At 37.7% G+C, this 19,099-nt stretch carries 18 protein-coding genes and 1 pseudogene; 17 read left to right on the forward strand and 2 right to left on the reverse strand.

Going from position 1 to position 19,099, the window contains the following annotated elements; all coding sequences use genetic code 11:
* Positions 1–316: 316 nt before the first annotated feature.
* The 11 genes and pseudogenes from V7150_RS23770 to V7150_RS23820 all read left to right on the forward strand — a co-directional run bounded on the left by V7150_RS23770 (position 317) and on the right by V7150_RS23820 (position 10,984).
* Positions 317–883 carry a TetR/AcrR family transcriptional regulator gene (locus V7150_RS23770; protein ID WP_335523152.1) on the forward strand — a complete coding sequence of 189 codons (567 nt, stop codon included), beginning with the start codon at positions 317–319 and terminating at the stop codon, positions 881–883.
* 112 nt (positions 884–995) lie between these two features.
* On the forward strand, positions 996–1,397 hold the full coding sequence (locus tag V7150_RS23775) for an acyl-CoA thioesterase (protein ID WP_335523154.1): 402 nt from the start codon (positions 996–998) through the stop codon (positions 1,395–1,397).
* Positions 1,398–1,612: 215 nt separating this feature from the next.
* Positions 1,613–2,364: pseudogene (locus tag V7150_RS23780) on the forward strand (phosphotransferase family protein).
* A 169-nt stretch (positions 2,365–2,533) separates the two neighbouring features.
* Positions 2,534–3,280: a 2-phosphosulfolactate phosphatase gene (locus V7150_RS23785; RefSeq protein WP_335523157.1), complete on the forward strand. Its 747-nt coding sequence runs from the start codon at positions 2,534–2,536 to the stop codon at positions 3,278–3,280.
* 336 nt (positions 3,281–3,616) lie between these two features.
* Positions 3,617–4,318: a response regulator transcription factor gene (locus V7150_RS23790; RefSeq protein ID WP_335523191.1), complete on the forward strand. Its 702-nt coding sequence runs from the start codon at positions 3,617–3,619 to the stop codon at positions 4,316–4,318.
* Positions 4,290–5,723, forward strand: a complete 1,434-nt coding sequence (locus V7150_RS23795; RefSeq protein WP_335523160.1) for a HAMP domain-containing sensor histidine kinase — start codon at positions 4,290–4,292, stop codon at positions 5,721–5,723. The genes V7150_RS23790 and V7150_RS23795 overlap by 29 nt, the downstream gene beginning before the upstream one ends.
* A gap of 150 nt (positions 5,724–5,873) precedes the next feature.
* Positions 5,874–7,331, forward strand: a complete 1,458-nt coding sequence (locus V7150_RS23800) for a S1C family serine protease (protein WP_335523162.1) — start codon at positions 5,874–5,876, stop codon at positions 7,329–7,331.
* 46 nt (positions 7,332–7,377) lie between these two features.
* Entirely contained in the window at positions 7,378–7,791 is a 414-nt protein-coding gene (locus V7150_RS23805) for a hypothetical protein (protein ID WP_335523164.1), read from the forward strand.
* A 222-nt stretch (positions 7,792–8,013) separates the two neighbouring features.
* Positions 8,014–8,148: an RAxF-45 family protein gene (locus V7150_RS23810; RefSeq protein WP_335523167.1), complete on the forward strand. Its 135-nt coding sequence runs from the start codon at positions 8,014–8,016 to the stop codon at positions 8,146–8,148.
* 159 nt (positions 8,149–8,307) lie between these two features.
* Positions 8,308–10,179 (forward strand): ribosomal protection-like ABC-F family protein, encoded by a 1,872-nt coding sequence (abc-f, locus tag V7150_RS23815; protein WP_335523169.1) that lies wholly within the window; start codon positions 8,308–8,310, stop codon positions 10,177–10,179.
* A gap of 298 nt (positions 10,180–10,477) precedes the next feature.
* Positions 10,478–10,984, forward strand: a complete 507-nt coding sequence (locus tag V7150_RS23820) for a mismatch-specific DNA-glycosylase (RefSeq protein WP_335523171.1) — start codon at positions 10,478–10,480, stop codon at positions 10,982–10,984.
* A 333-nt stretch (positions 10,985–11,317) separates the two neighbouring features.
* Here the strand turns inward: V7150_RS23820 and shc are convergent, their stop codons facing one another.
* The gene (gene shc / locus V7150_RS23825) at positions 11,318–13,204 is read right to left on the reverse strand and encodes a squalene--hopene cyclase (protein WP_335523174.1); all 1,887 of its coding nucleotides are present in this window, start codon (positions 13,202–13,204) and stop codon (positions 11,318–11,320) included.
* Positions 13,205–13,350: 146 nt separating this feature from the next.
* Between shc and V7150_RS23830 the strand changes: the two genes are divergently transcribed.
* The 6 genes from V7150_RS23830 to V7150_RS23855 all read left to right on the forward strand — a co-directional run bounded on the left by V7150_RS23830 (position 13,351) and on the right by V7150_RS23855 (position 18,140).
* A complete protein-coding gene (locus V7150_RS23830; RefSeq protein ID WP_335523195.1) occupies positions 13,351–14,409 on the forward strand; it encodes a DUF2515 domain-containing protein in 1,059 nt (352 codons plus the stop codon).
* Positions 14,384–14,785 carry a CBO0543 family protein gene (locus V7150_RS23835; protein ID WP_335523176.1) on the forward strand — a complete coding sequence of 134 codons (402 nt, stop codon included), beginning with the start codon at positions 14,384–14,386 and terminating at the stop codon, positions 14,783–14,785. Before V7150_RS23830 ends, V7150_RS23835 begins: the two co-directional genes overlap by 26 nt.
* A gap of 246 nt (positions 14,786–15,031) precedes the next feature.
* Entirely contained in the window at positions 15,032–15,472 is a 441-nt protein-coding gene (locus V7150_RS23840; RefSeq protein WP_335523178.1) for a peptidylprolyl isomerase, read from the forward strand.
* A gap of 100 nt (positions 15,473–15,572) precedes the next feature.
* On the forward strand, positions 15,573–16,358 hold the full coding sequence (locus tag V7150_RS23845; RefSeq protein WP_335523181.1) for a divergent polysaccharide deacetylase family protein: 786 nt from the start codon (positions 15,573–15,575) through the stop codon (positions 16,356–16,358).
* Positions 16,359–16,509: 151 nt separating this feature from the next.
* Positions 16,510–17,262 (forward strand): exodeoxyribonuclease III, encoded by a 753-nt coding sequence (locus V7150_RS23850; protein WP_335523183.1) that lies wholly within the window; start codon positions 16,510–16,512, stop codon positions 17,260–17,262.
* A gap of 107 nt (positions 17,263–17,369) precedes the next feature.
* Positions 17,370–18,140, forward strand: coding sequence for a class I SAM-dependent methyltransferase (locus V7150_RS23855; protein ID WP_335523185.1), 771 nt, complete (start codon positions 17,370–17,372; stop codon positions 18,138–18,140).
* A gap of 265 nt (positions 18,141–18,405) precedes the next feature.
* On the opposite strand, the gene V7150_RS23860 is transcribed toward V7150_RS23855, so the two are convergent.
* The coding region (locus V7150_RS23860) for a YitT family protein (RefSeq protein WP_335523188.1) at positions 18,406–19,099 on the reverse strand (694 nt) is incomplete at its 5' end.

A 19,099-nucleotide genomic window follows, 5' to 3' on the forward strand; every position in this document is an offset into this window, starting at 1 on the left:
TTATAAGGGAGACGTTCTCACGGATATAATCGAAAAATCGTATGAAGTGATGAACAAGCAAAAGAAAGCGAATAGGAGATTTTAAAAAAGTAGGTCTAGAAGATTTAATATTTTCTTGACCTACTTTTATGAATATCCTCAATATATGCAGAAGCTTAGTTGTGAAGTAAAAAAGATTTATTAGAATATTAAGAAAGGAATGTGAATATTTAAGGATTGAGAGTATAATTGTAAATGTGACATACTAACTGGTTAGTATAGTTTTATTGGGTGTGATATTTTTTTACAGACATTTAACAGAATGTGAGGACAGAACATGAAGGAAAGGATAACGGAACATAGCATCCGCTTATTTGAAAAAAAAGGATTTAGCGAAACATCTATTCAAGATATTGTTGACTCTCTCGGAGTAACCAAAGGTACATTTTACTATTACTTTTCAAGTAAAGAAGAATTGTTAATGGATATTCATTTAGGCTACATCGATGAATTACTAGTTCTTCAAGAGCGAATTTTTAAAGATGCATCAAAATCCTGTAAAGAAAAACTATTTGAAATTGTTTTTGTGCTCCTTTCGGATATAAAAAACCGTGGTCCTGCAGCAAAAATATTTTTTAGGGAATTGAAGAATTTAAATGAGGAACGGTCAGTCCTCATTAATTCAAAGCGTGACCAGTTTCGATTAAACATCGAGGAATTGATCAGGAGAGGAATGGAAAAAGATGAATTTCGTCCGGATTTAAATGCCTCAATCATCACTTTTGGAATTTTAGGAATAACTAATTGGAGTTACCAATGGTTTAATCCAGAAGGAGTCTGTACTGATCGTGAAGTTGCAGAGATTTTTGTCGAAATGATTTTTAAGGGAATTCAAGAAAATTGACGAAAAAAATGAGAGAGGGTTATTTTGTATAGAATCAGCCTCCCTTTTATTTACAAGAAAAATACCAACCGGTTAGTATTGACTTAAAGATTATAAGCGAGGCGAAAGGGATATGCATGAAATACACGTTAAAGTGCGTTTTAGTGAAACAGATGCACTCGGTCATATTAACAACACAAGTTATTTTATTTACCTTGAGGAAGCACGAATTCGTTTTATGGAGAGTCTAGGGTATAAAATGGATATCCAAAATTGGAATTTTATCCTAGCTTCTACAAAATGTGATTTTATTAGTCAAGGATATTTCGGACAGGAATTATCCATTAAAACTTATGTTACAAAAATTGGAACCAAAAGTTTTCAGCTTGAGCACGATCTAATCGCTGTCCAGACGAATGAGCTAATCGCACGGGGGAATGCGATTATGGTTTTTTTTGATTTTGAAAAACAAAAAAGTGAACCAATACCTGAAATGGTAAAAGAAGAATTAAGAAACTATTTGGTTCATTCTTAACATGCTATAACAAGTAAGAACTTTTAAAAATTGAGAGGAGGAAAAACATGCGCCGTCAAATGAATAAAGATACGATCTCTGTTCGGAAGGGTGAAGAATTGGATTTAATTGGTTTGGAAGAGTTTCTACGGGAAAATTTAGGATCTTTGCCGGAGAATAAGCTTGAAATCTTACAATTTTCCGCCGGCCATTCTAATTTAACCTATCAATTAAAGATGGGGGATTGGGAGGCTGTGTTAAGACGTCCTCCACTCGGGCCAGTGGCACCGAAGGCCCATGACATGGAGAGGGAATTCAAGATCCTTACAGAGCTAAATCCTATCTTTTCCGTTGCCCCGAAGCCATTCCTTTTTTCAAAAAATCAGACAATCGTTGGCAGTCCATTTTTTCTTATGGAAAGAAAAAATGGCATTGTTATTAATACATCTTTCCCTGAAGGGGCCGACGTTAGGAAGGAACTCTGTCAGCATCTCTCGAAGGTAATGGTCGAAAAACTTGTGGAATTACATGCCATTGACTATAAACAGACTGGACTCGCAGAAATTAGCAAGCCAGAGGGATTTATGGAAAGGCAGGTCCATGGCTGGATCAGCCGGTACGGGCGAAAACCGATGAAATTGCTGTTGTTGATTCCTTGAAAAAATGGATCATCGATCATACACCCAAAAAACATGAGTCGACGATTATTCATTATGATTATAAATTTAACAACACGATGTTTAATAAGCAGTTAACAGAAATGGTAGGATTATTTGATTGGGAGATGACCACCGTCGGAGACCCGCTTGCGGACCTCGGTGTCGCAATGAGTTATTGGAATCAGAGCGATGATCCTGAGCTTTTAATTAAGGGCCTTGGGAAGGCTTCGGTTACCGCAGAATATGAAGGATTTTTCACAAGAAATGAATTTATCAATCTTTATGGGAAAAAAGCGGCCGGGATATTACTAATTTCAACTTCTACTTAACATTTGCTTATTTTAAGCTCGCTGTCATTGGCCAGCAAATTTATTTTCGCTATAAAAAAGGGCAAACCAATGACCATCGGTTTGCTAACTTTAATCATTTTGTAAAAAATCTAATTCTGCACGCAGCTAATATTGCTGATGAAAAGCTGTAAAGAGGAGCTCGATTGGGATGACGAAGATTCACCTTCTCATGAAGAAAGAAGACATCCAAGAGGAGAAAATGGCTGAAGGAAAAAAATGCGCAGTTGTCTTAGATGTTCTTCTGGCGACAACAACAATCGTTTCGGCATTAAAGGATGGTGCAAAGGAAGTCATTCCAGTTTTAAATAGCAATGAAGCTATGGAACTAGCGAAAGGATATCAACCAGGTGAATGTGTTCTTGCTGGTGAGCTTGATGCAAAACCAATTGACGGTTTTGTCTATCCTAGTCCAACGTTAATAAGGGATTTCATCAACGGAAAAACGTTAATTTTATCGACAACAAACGGGACGGTTGCCCTAAGGAAATCATCTTCTGCGAAGAAGGTCTATATCGCATCACTGCTTAATAATCCGGCTGTTGCCAGTGCCCTATGGAACATCCCTGAAGACCAGACCATCTTGGTTATTTGCTCTGGTAATTCTGGAGAAACCAGTTTAGAAGATTTTTTTGGTGCGGGGCATTTAATTGATTGTTTATTGAAAAATGGTGAATATGAATTAACCGATGCTGCCAAAACTGCCTTGTATTTTTATCGGGGTCAATATGATTCCTACGAAATTCTGTTAGATTCATATGTTGGAAGGCTTTTAAATAAACATAACCAGCATGCGGACTTGAAGGTGGCTGCATCCAAAGGGATCACCCCGATTGTCCCTGTATTAAGGGATGGAAAAGTCGTCATCGAATCATCCTGTTCAACAAAATTTATTTAAACATCCAAGGAAAGCAGATTTTAAAAATAATAATTTTTAGGAAAAGGTCTTGAAATTGTTCAAGGCCTTTTGTCTTAATAATGTAAATGTTTGACTTTGAGAATTGACTTTTTCCTACGCCTAGTGAACTTCGCTCTTCTCCCCTACGATAAGTCACCACCTCGAAGTGCTCCAGTCAAGATGCGATTAACGACCGTATCCGCTTTTTTATTTATTAATAAACTATGAACAAAGTATTAATTAGTAGGGAAGAATGGAAGCAGAGGGTTTGATATAAGGAAAAATTCGTATAAACTATAGAGAAGAATAGTTTCTTGCACTAGGAGATGACGGATGATGAAAATATTAGTGATTGAAGATAATAAAGGTGTTTGTTCAATGATAGAAATGTTTTTTGCTAAAGAGGGAATCGATGGAGTATTTGTTAATGATGGATTAGAAGGATATAACCGCTTCAAAGCCGGAACATGGGATGCTCTCATTGTTGACTGGATGCTTCCTGGACTGGATGGTGTCTCTATATGCCGAAAAATTAGAGAAGAAAAGTTTACTGTTCCAATTATTATGTTAACTGCAAAGGATAGTGAATCCGATCAAGTTCTTGGACTTGAAATGGGGGCGGATGATTATGTCACCAAGCCGTTCAGTCCACTCACTCTTATGGCCAGAATTAAAGCGGTAACTCGAAGAGTCCAGGCACAAGTGCCAAAAGAGGAAGAAAATTTCCTGAAAACAGATCATTTTAAGGTCAATAAAATTACAAGAGAAGTATTTGTAGATGAAACACAGATTACAAATTTAACACCAAAAGAATTCGATTTACTCTATTATATGGTGGAGCACCCCCGCCAAGTGTTTTCTAGAGAGCAATTACTTGAAAGGGTTTGGGGTTATCAGTTTTACGGTGATGAACGAACAGTTGATGTTCACATTAAGAGGCTGCGGAAAAAGGTTGAAACCACCTCACAGCCATTCTTCCATACTGTTTGGGGGGTAGGTTATAAGTTCGATGACTCAATCAAAGCCGATGAAGTTTAAGTATATTTACCAACAGTTTTTTAGTCACATTAGCGTCATCATTGTTGCATTTTTATTACTAAGTTTAGTGTTCACCCATTATTTAGAAAATTTGATTTATGAAAATAAATCTGATGAACTGATTTCATTTGGTAGTGCGATTTTAAAAGATTTGAAAGAGGTGCCAATTGCATCCGATGAGATCATTAGTCAATACAACAATGTCTTGGCTGCTAGAGATATGAGCTTTAGTATGTTCGATCAAGATGGAAACTTGTATTTGGTTAATAAACATGGACCTGTAATTAAAAACCTACCTGATAAGAAGTGGTGGAATGACCTTAAACAAGGAAAAACAATTATTGTCCAAAGTGATTTTAAAAGTTTTGGGCAGCAGGGAGGCGTTCAATTTGTAGTTTTGCCCTTCAAAGAAAATGGCAAGTTTTTTGGCGGGGTACTCTTAACTTCACCGATTAGCGGCTCAAGTAAAATGATTGAACAAATAAATAAATTTTTGCTCTATACCATCCTGATTGCTGTCGGTGTTGCTTTTTTACAAAGCTGGTTTTTATCGAGAATTCATGTTCATCGGATTAAACGGCTTCGTGATGCAACATCAAAGGTTTCTGAGGGAAATTATGATGTAAAAGTAAATTCCGCTAATTTTGATGAAATCGGGGAATTAGCGAATGATTTTAACCACATGGTTGATAAAATCAATGCCTCTATGCTGGAAATTGAGAGTCTTGAAAATAGAAGGCGCCAGTTTATGGCTGATGTTTCCCATGAAATGCGGACACCGTTAACGACCATTAGCGGAGTCATTGAAGGATTAAAAAATGATATGATCCCTGAAGAAGACAAAGAGCGAGGAATCAACCTAGTTAGTCAAGAAGCCAAACGGCTGATTCGTCTTGTCAATGAGAATCTTGATTATGAAAAAATCCGCTCCAATCAAATTAAGTTATTTAAGGAAGAGATACAACTTTTAGAAGTGCTCGAAATTATTCAGGAGCAGTTAAGCATGCAAGCAGATGAGAAGAATAATCAGATTGTAGTAGAGGCCGCACCAGAGATAGTGGTAAACGCCGATTATGACCGTCTTGTCCAAATATTAATTAATATTACGAAGAATAGTATCCAGTTTACTACAGACGGAACTATTTGGCTGCGTGGACGAACGGAGCAGAATTCAATAATTATCGAGGTAGAGGATACGGGAATTGGTATCGATGCTAAAGAGATCGAAAAAATCTGGCGTCGTTTTTATAAAGCCGATCTTTCTAGAACCAGCAATCCATATGGGCAATTTGGGCTGGGCCTCTCGATTGTCAAGCAATTAGTTGTGCTTCATAATGGGGAGATAGAAGTATTTAGTGAAAAAGGAAAAGGAACGAAATTTGTAATTCGCTTAAAAAATATATAATTTGATGAAAGGCTGTAGGGGAACCTGCAGCTTTTTCCTTATTTTTTCTTATATATTTCCAAAAGCCTTTAAAGTTTGTTAATAATTTCTTAATAATTGTCGGTTAAAGTAAAGACAAGGTAAGAACAAACTAAAAGGAGATCGATTAAGATGGAATTCAAAAATGAAAATGAATTCGAACACAATCAGCCCAATTCAGTAGAAAATACAGAGAATACAAAAAGAGAAGAAATTGAAATGAATAATACGGATGATAGCAAGACAAAAGAAAATACAAAGAATAATACGGATTACAGCAAGACAGGAGAAAATGTAAATGCTGTAGATGCTACCTTCACAGTGGGATCTAATGATTTTGAAGAAAATCTGGAGAGTGTGAAAACTGCGGAATCTGAAGAATTTGTTGTTCCGCCTGTTAAGGAGCAAACTCGTTCGACCAACAAGTCCGAAAGGAAAAAATGGAAGGGAAGAGGATTTGTTTCGACGATTGCAGCTGGTGTGATTGGTTCTGTTTTAACATTAGCCGTTCTTCCGCATACCGACTACATGAAAAACTTTAATGCGGATAATCAAGTAAGCAGCAACTCTGGGGTCAAGACAGTGACAGCTCAGCCGACAGCAACATCTTCTAACTCCATTGCTGATACTGTTGATAAGGTTTCTAAAGCGATTGTTGGCATTGTTAATTATCAACAACAGCAGACTAATTTTTACGGAAACCCAAATAGTTCTCAAAATGTAGAAAGTGGTTCTGGTTCAGGGGTTATTATTCAAAAAGATAATGACATTGCCTATATTGTCACCAATAATCACGTTGTTGAAGGTGCATCAAAGTTGGAAATCTCCTTATATGATGGCCAAAAAACAACAGCTGAAGTCGTTGGGACGGATGCTTTAACAGATCTGGCTGTCTTGAAAATTGATGCAAAATACGTCACAGCAACGGCTGATTTCGGAGATTCTTCCGCACTTCGCCCTGGTGACCAAGTCTATGCAATTGGAAATCCACTCGGACTAAATTTATCAAGAACAGTTACACAGGGAATTGTCAGTGCCACTGACCGCAGCATTCCTGTAACGACTTCTGCGGGAAACTGGGAGACAAATGTTATTCAGACCGATGCAGCCATTAATCCAGGAAACAGCGGTGGTGCCTTAATTAACCCACAAGGTCAAGTAATCGGGATTAATAGTTTGAAAATTGCTGAGAGCGGTGTAGAAGGGTTAGGTTTTGCGATTCCAAGTAATGACGTGGTCCCAATCGTTAACCAATTAATTAAGAGCGGTAAAATTGACCGTCCATATCTTGGAGTCGGCCTTGCTGACTTAGACCAAGTTCCACAGATGTATTGGGAAAACATGCCGGAACAAGCGAAAAAAGGTGTCTTGGTAATGAACATTGATCCAAATTCTGCCGCAGCAAGCGCCGGTTTCCAACCAAAAGATGTGATTGTTTCGATAAATGGAACGGAGATTTCTAATTCAGCAGAATTTAGGAAATATTTATATACAAAAGTAAAAACAGGCGACACTGTTAAATTTGATGTGTACCGTGACGGAAAGCAAATAACATTATCAACCAAATTAACCAATAATAAAGGAGCATGATTCACGGTAAAATAAGACCATTCGAAATTGGTCATGAGGTGAAGAGATGAACAAGGTTGGTAAGTATGCATCATGCCCTGAAGTGGATGACCTGGAGCTGATGAGTATGGTCTTTGAACTTACTGAAAAGGATAAAATGGTCATGTGGTCGGAAGGCTATATTGATCATGTTATTAACAAATTACCGGTGTATGCACGTGATATTTTGGAGAAACGTAAGGAAAAGTGGGAAGATACGAAGGATTTTTATGAGAAGAAGCTTAATGAAATAATAAATGATGCAGATTTTAAAAATAAACTGAAGGGCGAACGGAAGGAGTTCGCCCTTTTTGTCATGAACCATTATCCGGAATTACGCACCTTGTTGTTTTTAATCTATGATGGGAACTTAAAAGATGATGACTTACGGAAGTTTGTTTATCGCAGAAGATTTACTTCCAGGAAAAAGTACCTGCATTAAGGGTATTGGAGGAATAAAATTGTTATGTGCGGAATTCATTCGAAAGCTGACGGAATTAAGCTAAAAATCCAAGGCGGTCAATAGCATGTTCACGGAATTATTTCCGAAAGCCGTGGAATAAAGTTCTCAACCTTTAGACAAATCAGAAAAAATAGGCTTGCAATCACCCTCGGAAAAAATTAAAATAAATATAACTTGATTAGAAACGGAGGTGGGGAAGAGATGAAACGTTCTATTTTTGCACGCTTTCAGTGGCTCGAAGCGCTTACTATTTATCGTGCAATTTTTCATGATGTAGTTTTCCAAGGGGGAAGTCTGTCCTTTTTACGAAATTGCATATTGAAAATAGAACGATAACACATCTCTTTACCCACTATAATTAGGTATGAAGAGAGTGCATCAACCGCACTCTTTTTTATGTCAATATTTAAAGCTGCGGGTTATTAAAGATGCCTGCGGCTTAATTTACGTTGGAGAGGTGTTCATCTTAATTTTTTTAAAAAGAGGAGCATGAACATGATCATTTGTAGTGTAAACCATATTGCAAAATCATTTGGCGGTACTAATATTTTTAAAAATATATCATTTGAAGTGCTAGAAGGAAGTCGGGTCGGCCTTGTGGGCCGTAATGGCGGCGGAAAAACGACTTTATTAAAGCTGTTAGCAAATCAGGAGACTATGGACGAAGGGGTTATACATTGGAAAAAGGGACTAAAAATTGGATATTTAGCACAGATTCCTGATTTTCCTGAATTAACTGCCAGGGAAGTTTTAAAAACTGCTTTGGATCATTTGATATCAACTGAAGTGAGGCTTCAGCAATTAGAAAGTGAAATGGGGCAAGAACGCCACCCTGATGATCTGCAAAAATTAATGGATCAATATGGAAAGCTTCAAGATGAATTTATTCTTAACGGTGGATATGAAATGGACGCGCAATTAGACCGTATTGCCAATGGCTTGAACATTACGGGTTTGCTGGAAAAAAACTTTTCCGCTTTAAGCGGCGGTGAGAAAACAAAAGTTGGTCTAGGTCTTAGTTTGCTGAAAAATTCTGATCTTCTATTACTCGATGAACCTACAAATCATTTAGATTTAAAGGCGATTGAATGGCTGGGTTCTTTCCTTAAGGATTATACGGGAACGATTATTCTTATTTCCCATGACCGGTACTTTTTAGATGAGGTCGTTACAAAGGTACTAGAAATGGAGGATGGGGAAATTGATATTTACCATGCGAATTTCAGCGGCTATGTAAAAGAGAAAGAAGAACGACTTTTACGCGAATTTAAGGAATATCAGGAACAGCAGCGAAAAATTAAAAAGATGAAAGAAGCGATTAAACGGTTGCGAGACTGGGCAAACCGCTCCAATCCTCCGAGTGCTGCCCTGCATAAACGGGCAACCAATATGCAGCGGGCTCTTGACCGCATCGAAAAACTTGATCGCCCCAAAATGGATGTCAAGAAAATGACGATTGATTTTGAAGCGAATGACCGAAGCGGCAAGGAGACAATCGTTTTAGAGGATGTGTCGAAAAGCTTTGAAAATCGAATTCTATTCGACCACGTCAACATGCTCGTTCAATTTAAGGATCGAACAGCGATTGTTGGTGAAAACGGAACAGGAAAATCGACTCTTTTAAAAATGATATTGAAAGAAGTGGAAGCAGACAAAGGAATCATCAAGGTCGGAAGTAATGTAAAGGTGGGGTATTTATCACAGCATGTATTCCAAGACATAGGCGATGAGCAGCTTATCGATGTCTTTCGCTCTCAGGTGGTCGTTAATGAAGGAGATGCCCGCCATATTTTAGCACGATTTTTATTTTATGGACCAGCGGTGTTTCGTAAGGTGAACCAGCTGAGCGGCGGTGAGAGGATGCGTCTAAGACTTGCCCAGCTGATGTACCAGGATATTAATCTGTTAATATTGGATGAACCGACAAATCACTTAGATATTGATTCCTGTGAAGTACTGGAGGAAGCACTGGAACAGTTTAATGGTACGATTTTAGCTGTTTCTCATGACAGATATTTTCTCAATAAAATGTTTAATAAAATTTATTGGCTTCAGGATGGGGTCGTACACTTTTTTGATGGGAACTATGATTGGGCTAAGGGGAAGTTAGAGGAAATCAAGGTTAACCAAGATGCCAGTCCTAGAATCCAAAAATTAAACCTTCCAATTGAGAAAAAGGTAGAAGAACAAGTTCGGGTGGAAGATATTGAGCAAAAAATTGAGCAAATTGAAACAGAAATTAACATTCTAAAACAAAAACTAGAAGCGGGAAGTGAGCTGGAATTCCTCCAAAAAATTAATCATGAAATAGAGCTGAAGGAAAACGAACGGAATCAGCTATACTCACAGCTGGATGAAGTGGAATAATGAATATGCTGCTCTTTTTTATGAACCAACTGCCGAAACATGCTCAAATGTATATAATAAATTTAAATATTATTAGGGCCTCTCCATGTTGCGGCTCTTTTTTATTTGAAATTGAAAGGATAAATGGCTGAAATCTTTCATATAAACAGCTCCATTAGGAACAACTCTAATAATTAATCAGATCATTCTTCACGTGATTTGGTCTTTTATTTATTGATATTTTTAAGTTTACTCTAAAAAAAATTTGAAAAATAATGATAAAATAAACATTAAATATGATGATTAGAGGAGAAGTCACGTGAGACCAATCAGTGATCACCTAAAAGAAGATTTAACTATTTTATTTGTTGGCTTTAATCCAAGTATTCGCTCGGGTGAACTAGGACATCATTATGCCAACCCTAACAATCGGTTTTGGAAGATTTTATTCGAAGCTGGGTTAACGTCGCGGAAATATGAAGCAGCTGAAGACGCGAAGCTGTTAGAAATAGGATACGGTTTTACCAACATTGTGGAAAGACCTACGAAAGCAGCAGATGAAATTACGAAGGAAGAGTATAAAGAGGGCAGGGAGGTTTTAAAGCGAAAAATTAAACAATATAAGCCCAAGGTTGTTTGTTTCGTTGGAAAAGGTGTATATCAGCAGTACAGTGGCCGAAAAGTGGCTGCGTGGGGAAAGCAGCTCGAGTCTGTGGTTCCAGGAGTGATTGATTTTGTTGCACCGTCTTCAAGCGGGCTTGTTAGAATGAAAGTGGATGAAATCATTGCGATTTATAAACAGCTCACTGAATTTATATTAAAATGAGGCTAATGGGATTTGATTCTTAAATAAAGAAGGGTTAAGGACAATTTTGGTGATTATATAGTGAGACTAGGCCTTCATAAGTGGGATGAAGACCAAACCGGATGATCTAAAAGTGAGATTAGTCCTTCATAGGTGCGATGAAGCCCAAACCGGGTGATCTAAAAGTGAGATTAGTCCTTCATAATGTCTTTTATATTCATCATAGTTAATTTATCAAAATTTTAAATTCTATTTTTTTCGTATGATAATAATCCATATAGTTTAGCTAATCCCGCTAATTAATAATAGAACAAAAAAACCACACTTATATATAAAGAAACATCGATGGGAAGGCTAGCCGTCGATGTTTCTTTTGTTTGTTTCAAACTTTTTCTGGTAATGAGCAAGAGCCAACAGTGGAAAAATATAACGGTAGCTGTGATAGTGAACATAAAAGGCACCCGCCATGCCCTGTCCTTTTGGGTAATCAGTCGTCCAGTCCACTTTTTTGAGTGATGCTAATAAATATGTGATTCCCTTTTGAATTTCAGGTGTCGGTTTTTCTGATGTGGAAATCAGGGTATCAAGTGCCCATGCTGTATGTGTTAACGTGCTTGCTCGTAAAGGTACATACGTTTTTTTACTATCACTATGGCAGGATTCGCCCCAGCCGCCATCGTTGTTTTGTATCCCACGTAACCAGTTAACAGCTTTATGGACTGAGGAATGATCCGAGGGTACGCCAACTGCTTTTAGGCCTGTGATCGCTGCCCATGTCCCATAAAGATAACAAATTCCCCACCTGCCATACCAAGAGCCATCCTTTTCTTGGTTTTTCAAAATCCAACGGATGCCTCTTTTAATGGTAGTATGATCCTTTGATAAATTAGTATATTGGCCGAAAAATTCAACTGTTCGTCCGGTAAGATCTGCAGAGGATGAGTCTGCTAGTAAAAACTCTCCTTTTTCGATTGGGAGAAACTGCAATAGTTTTGAATTGATGTTTTTTTCGAAAGCAGCCCAGCCGCCATCATCATTTTGCATCGATAAGAGCCAAGTGATTGCTCGTTCCCAAGCTTGTAGTTTGGAAGGGGCAATCCTAGAAATAGACCGGAGTGCAGCGGACGTATCATCCACATCAGGAAGAATGGTATTTATATCGGAAAAACCCCAGCCGCCTGGCATCGTTTTCGGATTATGAATCACCCAATCCCCAAATTTATGATGCTGTCGATCTAGCAGGTAACGATTTGCCTGATCAACCATATGGTCATCAGGCGCTATCCCAGCTGTTTGCAAAGCATAGCCAATTAATGAAGTGTTCCAAAGGTTGGCAGTTGTATATTGCATATGGGGGAATCCATCAATTTCGCACATCATCGATTTAATTCCCTTAACTGCATTGGTAATGATAGAATCTGTTTTTTTATATCCAAGCGATAATAAGGCGAAAATCATTAAAAACGTACAGCTGTAATAGCTTAAAAATGTACCGTCAGGCTCAATCCGATCAAGCATATACTTTTTGGCTCTTTGGATGGCCAACTGGTGAAGCTGCTCAGGTAAACCTAATAAATTTTTAACTCCATCCTCGATAAAAGAATATAATGACCGAAAATTGTTGGAACGAGTCCATTGATCGATATCATTCCGATGTAAATGTAAATGTGACAGATCGGGACTTCTATCTGTTTTCATTGAAAATTTGTTATCCGCAAGGATCATAATAGGTGCAAGATTTGCTCGGCCAAAAACAGAAAACGAATAAAAGTTTATCGGAAAATACAGCGGCAGGAGAACCACTTCAATTGGTAGCGGGGAAAATGCCGGCCATTTATATTGCCCTGTTAAAGAGAGCATGACTTTTGTAAACATGCTGACTTCCTCTAATCCGCCATTGGCAAATATAAATTTTTTTGCTGCACTCAGACGATTATCATCTTTCTGGCAGAACCCGGAATATAATAACGCATAATAGGCTTCAACTGTTGCCGTCAGGTTCCCGTCACCCTCATCATAAAAAAGCTTCCATGCACCATTTTTCGCTTGTCTACTTAAAATCCTTTTAGTAAGTCCTTGGATTAATTCTTCATCATTTATTTCCAATGTCCGTAATAATATGATCATATAAGCATCTGTGGAAATGCCTGTTTCAAATGGATAATCCCATGAGCCGTCGGGAGATTGGTCTTTTCGAAGCATATCAATAATCCAATCAATGCCTATCTTTGTATCAATCATACAAATTCCTCATTCCTCTCCCCGAAAAATATTCTCATCTATACATATTCGCATATCGGCAGGAGAATTCGTAAGGGAGGTAATGAGCTATTTTTTTTAGGCGAAATCGAGTGAAAACGCAGCTTCAAAGTATAAAGGAAGAATTAATGCAAAAAAGCGAAATTTTGCCATCAGCCTCACCTCTAACAAAGGGTGAAGTTTTACTGTTAGAACAAATTAGAAGTAAAACACGGGAACATAATCTTAATAATGTTACAAGAACAAAGGCCTATCTTGAATTTTACCTTCACCATCCGGAAATCCAATGGGCCTTTCTCGGTCATATGGTTTCGCGAAATGGCGGCTGGAATATGACCGATCTAAAGGGTGAATTTTTGACAAGATTGATGGCAAAAAAAGACCGAAATTTATTTTTTCATTTTTTGGAGCGAGGCAACTGGCTTATTTTTCAAGACGTTTATCCACAATTTTTGCTTTATGAGGAAAGTATTAGGCAAAGAAAACCATTGTTTCACTTATTTACTTTTTTAAACATTTCTACCTTTATGGAAACTATTTGGAACCAGTTTTGGCGTATTCAAGACACCTATCTCCATACGATCGCAATGGTTATTAATGAACAAAGCTATCTCGAAAAAAGAATGGTTCAAAATCCGTATTATCAAAAGGAAGTATTAAACAAATTCGAATTTATGCTTCAAGATTGGCTCTCTTTTAACCATATCCTCTTTCCATATGGAAATAAGAAATTAGCGGGACAAACACTTCACCAGTTCGAATCACTACACGAGCGGATTTTACTTGGAAAAAAGCTGTATTCCATTCTTTTTAAAAATATGGAAATTCACCAACATGCTCTTGAGTGGGCAAATAGCCATCCGCACACGGGGTCGAGAAAGGATTACTGGCCGCATATCTTTAATAGTGTAAATGAAGGGATGCCTGGCTTTCCTTATCAGCTTCGCTTGAAATCCTGTCAGTTAAAATCCGGAGCAAGAAAGATTTATAGTCCTAGCCTTGAAAATGCGTGGAAAAATGTTAGCCAGGAAGAAGCTGAAAAAGGGGATTGGTTCAAAGACTGGCGGGTTGTTGATTATTTAACTGATGACGATGAAATGATTGATGGGGAGATAAAAAATGACTATTGTAAAACACTTGAACGACTCGAGCTTGCAACCCTTGCAAAAAAAGCGATTATCTTTTAGTTATCTTGCTTGTATGGTCCTTGCCTCCTTGCTTGGAACGTATTTAGATTTATATTTTGTTGGAAAACAACTCTATCAGTTTCCGAAGAGACCATTTCCGGAAATTTTCTCAATTAATATTGCCTTTACGTTATTAGGGCTTCCAATTCTTGTGATGATTTTTCTGCGCTGCATTTCACAGGTAAATAAATGGGGGAAAGCAGGAGTTATTCTTTTTACCAGCTTGTTGATGCCTATTTTTGAAAAATTAGCGGAAGTACTGGGCTTGTTTGTTCATACTGAAAGGTGGCAGCATTTTTACACCCTTTTTGGGTATTTGTTGTTCTTAGCCATCATTACGCTGTTCTATGAAGGGATTGCAAAACAAAATAGGTAAAAATAAAAAGCCGAGACATGCGTCCCGGCTTTCGTAATGCCAGCTTTTTAAAGCATCAGAGCCCCTTCCGTCCGTACAGTGGTTAAGTGTCCCGCAACAAGCGAATGTTCGGAAGGGGTATATTTATTTTACCATAATTGTAGTGGAAATATGAATGGGCGAAGAAAAATTTAAGTGCCTAAACTTTCAATTCTTTACCGAAAAGTGTATGATAAAAATGATTTTTACATAAAGGAGTGTTTTCAAATGGCTAAAAAAGGATACATATTGATGGAAAACGGCGAAAAGATTGAGTTTGATTTGTTTGCTAATGAAGCGCCGGGAACAGTGGCTAACTTCGAAAAACTAGCAAATGAAGGATTTTACAATGGAGTTGTTTTTCACCGCGTCATTCCTGGTTTTGTAAGTCAGGGTGGGGATCCGACTGGAACAGGTATGGGTGGACCTGGATACACAATCAATTGTGAAACGGAAGGAAATCCGCACAAACATGTACCAGGCTCGTTATCTATGGCACATGCAGGCAGAAACACCGGTGGCAGCCAATTCTTCATCGTTCATGAATCACAGGCGCATTTAAATGGTGTTCATACTGTTTTTGGTCAGGTAACATCAGGTCTTGAAACTGCGAAATCAATGCGTAATGGCGATAAAATGGTAGAAGTAAAGGTTTTTGATGTAGAATAATTTCCGCGAGAGGGCTAATTTAGCTCTCTTTTTTCTTTATAAGAATTATTGAGATTTTTCAAGGGCAAATTAACCTCAAAGTTTATTTTTGGGGGTCAATATGAAAAAGTTTATGTTAATGATAATACCATTTCTGTTATTTCCACTTCACACTAATGCTTCAGAAGAAAATAAGGAAACCAAAGAACTTAAAGCAGCGATTATTATCGATGATTTTGGCGGAGGCACCGGCGGGGTCCAGGATTTTTTAGAAGGAGATATTCCGATCACTGCAGCTGTTATGCCATTTACGGAAAACTCCAAAGTACATGCGGAATGGGCACACAAAAATGGTTTTGAAGTCATGATCCATTTACCTATGGAGCCGAAAAGAGGCAAAAGATCCTGGCTTGGTCCAAAGCCTATAACGGTTGATCTCTCTCCTGAAGAAGTTAGGAAGCGGGTAGAGGAAGCAATAAAAAGTGTACCATACGCGGTTGGGCTTAATAATCATATGGGGTCACTGGCTGTTGAAGATGAAGAAATTGTACGCGTAATCGTTGAGGTTGCTAAAGAAAGAAATTTATTTATCATCGACAGTGGAACAAGCCCGGGAACAAAATTCCCTAAAATCGCTAATGAGCTAGGAGTTCCCCTGCTAAAAAGAGATGTATTTCTAGACGACATTTCTTCTTCTGCCTATGTTAGAAAACAAATGGTCAGACTTGCAAAAGTCACAGAAATCAAAGGACAAGGAATTGCCATTGGCCATGTAGGGGCCACCGGAAAAGTTTGTTCTATAGGAATATTTGAATCAATGGATGAAATTAAAAAACGAAATATTAAAATAGTTCCCGTTTCTGAACTATTTGCAGGAAGATTAATAAAAAAACACATTGTTCCATGAAAAAGGCAGCAGAGTGCTGTCTTTTTTCATTCAAACGGATTACTTTCCCTCTTGGTCCCAAACTGATAAAATGTCTCCTAGTTATTAGAATAATTTTTCTCGTTTTTAATATAGAGAAATACAAGCCAGTAAGGGAGAAGGAATGGTTAAAATGAAACTAGTGTCTTGGAATGTAAATGGTCTTAGAGCATGCGTTAAAAAAGGTTTTTTGGATTATTTTCAAGAAGTGGATGCAGATATCTTCTGTGTACAGGAAACAAAATTACAGGAAGGACAAATCAATCTAGAACTAGATGGATATTACCAATACTGGAACTACGCGGTTAAGAAAGGCTATTCCGGTACTGCAGTGTTTTCAAAAAACGAACCACTGTCTGTAAGATATGGAGTTGGAACGGATGAAGAGGAAGGGGAAGGCCGTATTCTCACCTTAGAGTTTGACGATTTTTTCTTGGTTAATGTCTATACCCCAAATTCACAACGAGATTTAGCCAGAATCAGTTATCGTCTTGCCTGGGAGGATCGAATTCTAGAGCACTTGAAAGAATTAGATGAACTAAAACCCGTTATTCTTTGCGGTGATCTAAATGTAGCCCATCATGAGATCGATTTAAGGAATCCAAAATCAAATGTAGGAAACTCTGGCTTTACGGACGAAGAACGGGGGAAGATGACCTCCTTACTTTCAGCAGGATTTGTAGACAGCTATCGTCACTTTTATCCAAACCAGGAAGGTGCCTATACATGGTGGTCATACATGAGTAAGGTCCGTGAACGGAACATTGGCTGGCGGATTGATTATTTTATCGTATCAGAAAAATTGTGCGAGCGCCTCAAGAAGGCAGATATTCATTGCAATGTAATGGGGAGTGATCATTGCCCAATCGTACTAGAACTTCATTAATAAGTTCAATAACTTTTTCTTATTGTAAATCATAAATTACCTGTAATTTTCTTTATGAAGTATCTCTTTTATAGTTATGTTATAAGAGAATTTCGGGGGGATGAAACATGGATATCAAAAATGATGTTCAAAAGCAATTTGGAAAAAGTGCTGATTTATATGTGAGCAGTACCATTCATAAAGATGGAAAAGACTTGGTGAAGCTGAGGGAAATGGCATCCATAATAGGGGAAGAAACGCTGCTGGATGTAGCGACAGGAGGCGGTCATACCGCAAATGCCTTTGCTCCCTATGTGAAACTGGTAACGGCAGTGGATTTGACACCTGAGATGTTAACGGCAGCAGTAAAATTTATTAAAGGCAATGGGCATCGAAATATAGATTTTGTTCAAGGAGACGCGGAGAACCTTCCTTTTCCAAATGAAGGTTTTGATATTGTGACATGCAGGATTGCCCCACACCATTTTCCTAATGTAAAAAAGTTCGTTGAAGAAGTACATCGTGTTCTTAAGACAAATGGTCAATTTTTGCTTGATGATAATGTCGTTCCCGAAGAAGATGATTTCGATCAATTTTATAATACAATCGAAAAATTGCGAGATTACAGTCATTACCGAGCTTGGAAGAAAAGTGAGTGGCTCCGCATGCTTGAAATGTCAGGTTTTGAAATTTATGAATGGCATCGTTTTGATAAAACCTTCCGTTTCGATCCTTGGTGTAATCGGATGAACTTACCTCAAGACGAAAAGGAAAAATTGGCGGAATACATGAAAGGTGCATCTCAAAAAATAAAAAATAAATTTAAAATTGTTATCGAGGCAGATGAAATTATTTCCTTTCAAGGTGAAGCTGTTGTAATAAAGGCAATCAAAAGGTAACAAAAAACCCTTTGCAACATAAACAAGTCCTATTGTTGCAAAGGGTTATTTGGGATTATATATCGTTCAGGGGTGTGCCAATTTCATCGAACTCTGGTAGTATCTCATTTTGATTTGAATCCTCTAATAGTTCATGGTCAACCGGAGCAATTAACCCGTTGTTTTCCTCTTTTTTCTGAGGGTGAAAACACAATTTAGCTGCATCTCCTTTAATAATGATATTCTAAATTATTTTTTCCAAGAAAATATGATCTAAACCCAATTTTTAATCTCTTCGAAATTTCCCCATCACTTCAATCGCTTTAGTAATATGGACAAATGCTGACGGGTCATTTTTTCGAATGGTTTTTTTCGTTTCTGATAACTCGTATTTCGTAATGACCGTTGTTAGCACTTTTTTAGGATGATGGGAAAAAACTCCCTCGGCATCTGTCATCGTGATTCCCCGTGGATGCAATTGAATTAATGCTTCACTCAATTCCTTCCACTTCTCTGTTACGATGGTAACCGTTAGTTTAGTGTGATTTGTGTGAACAGAATCAACTGCCTTCCCGGATGCAAATATCGCAAAAATAGTATAAAGTGTTTTATCAACCCCAAAAACGAGAGCAGAAACTAGTACAATGCCATAATTTAAGCAAGTAATGATAAAGCCAACAGACATTTCCTTCTTTTTGGCTAAAATTAAACTGATAATATCCACCCCTCCAGCTGAAGCACCTACACGAATATTTGCGCCAACACTCAATCCGAATAGTACACCACCGAACACACTTGATAACAATATGTCATCGCTAAAGGCATGAATAGGAATAATCTTCATTGAAAAAGACAACAGGATTACAGAATAAACAGTTAAAAACATAAATTTTTTGCCTAAAGAAAAATAGCCTAAAATAAATAAAGGTAGATTAATAGTAAGTATAATCCAACCTGTGTTTATAGGTAGATAATTATTG

Origin of the sequence: Neobacillus drentensis (genome assembly GCF_036965245.1) — a bacterium.
GTDB lineage: Bacteria > Bacillota > Bacilli > Bacillales > Cytobacillaceae > Neobacillus > Neobacillus drentensis_G.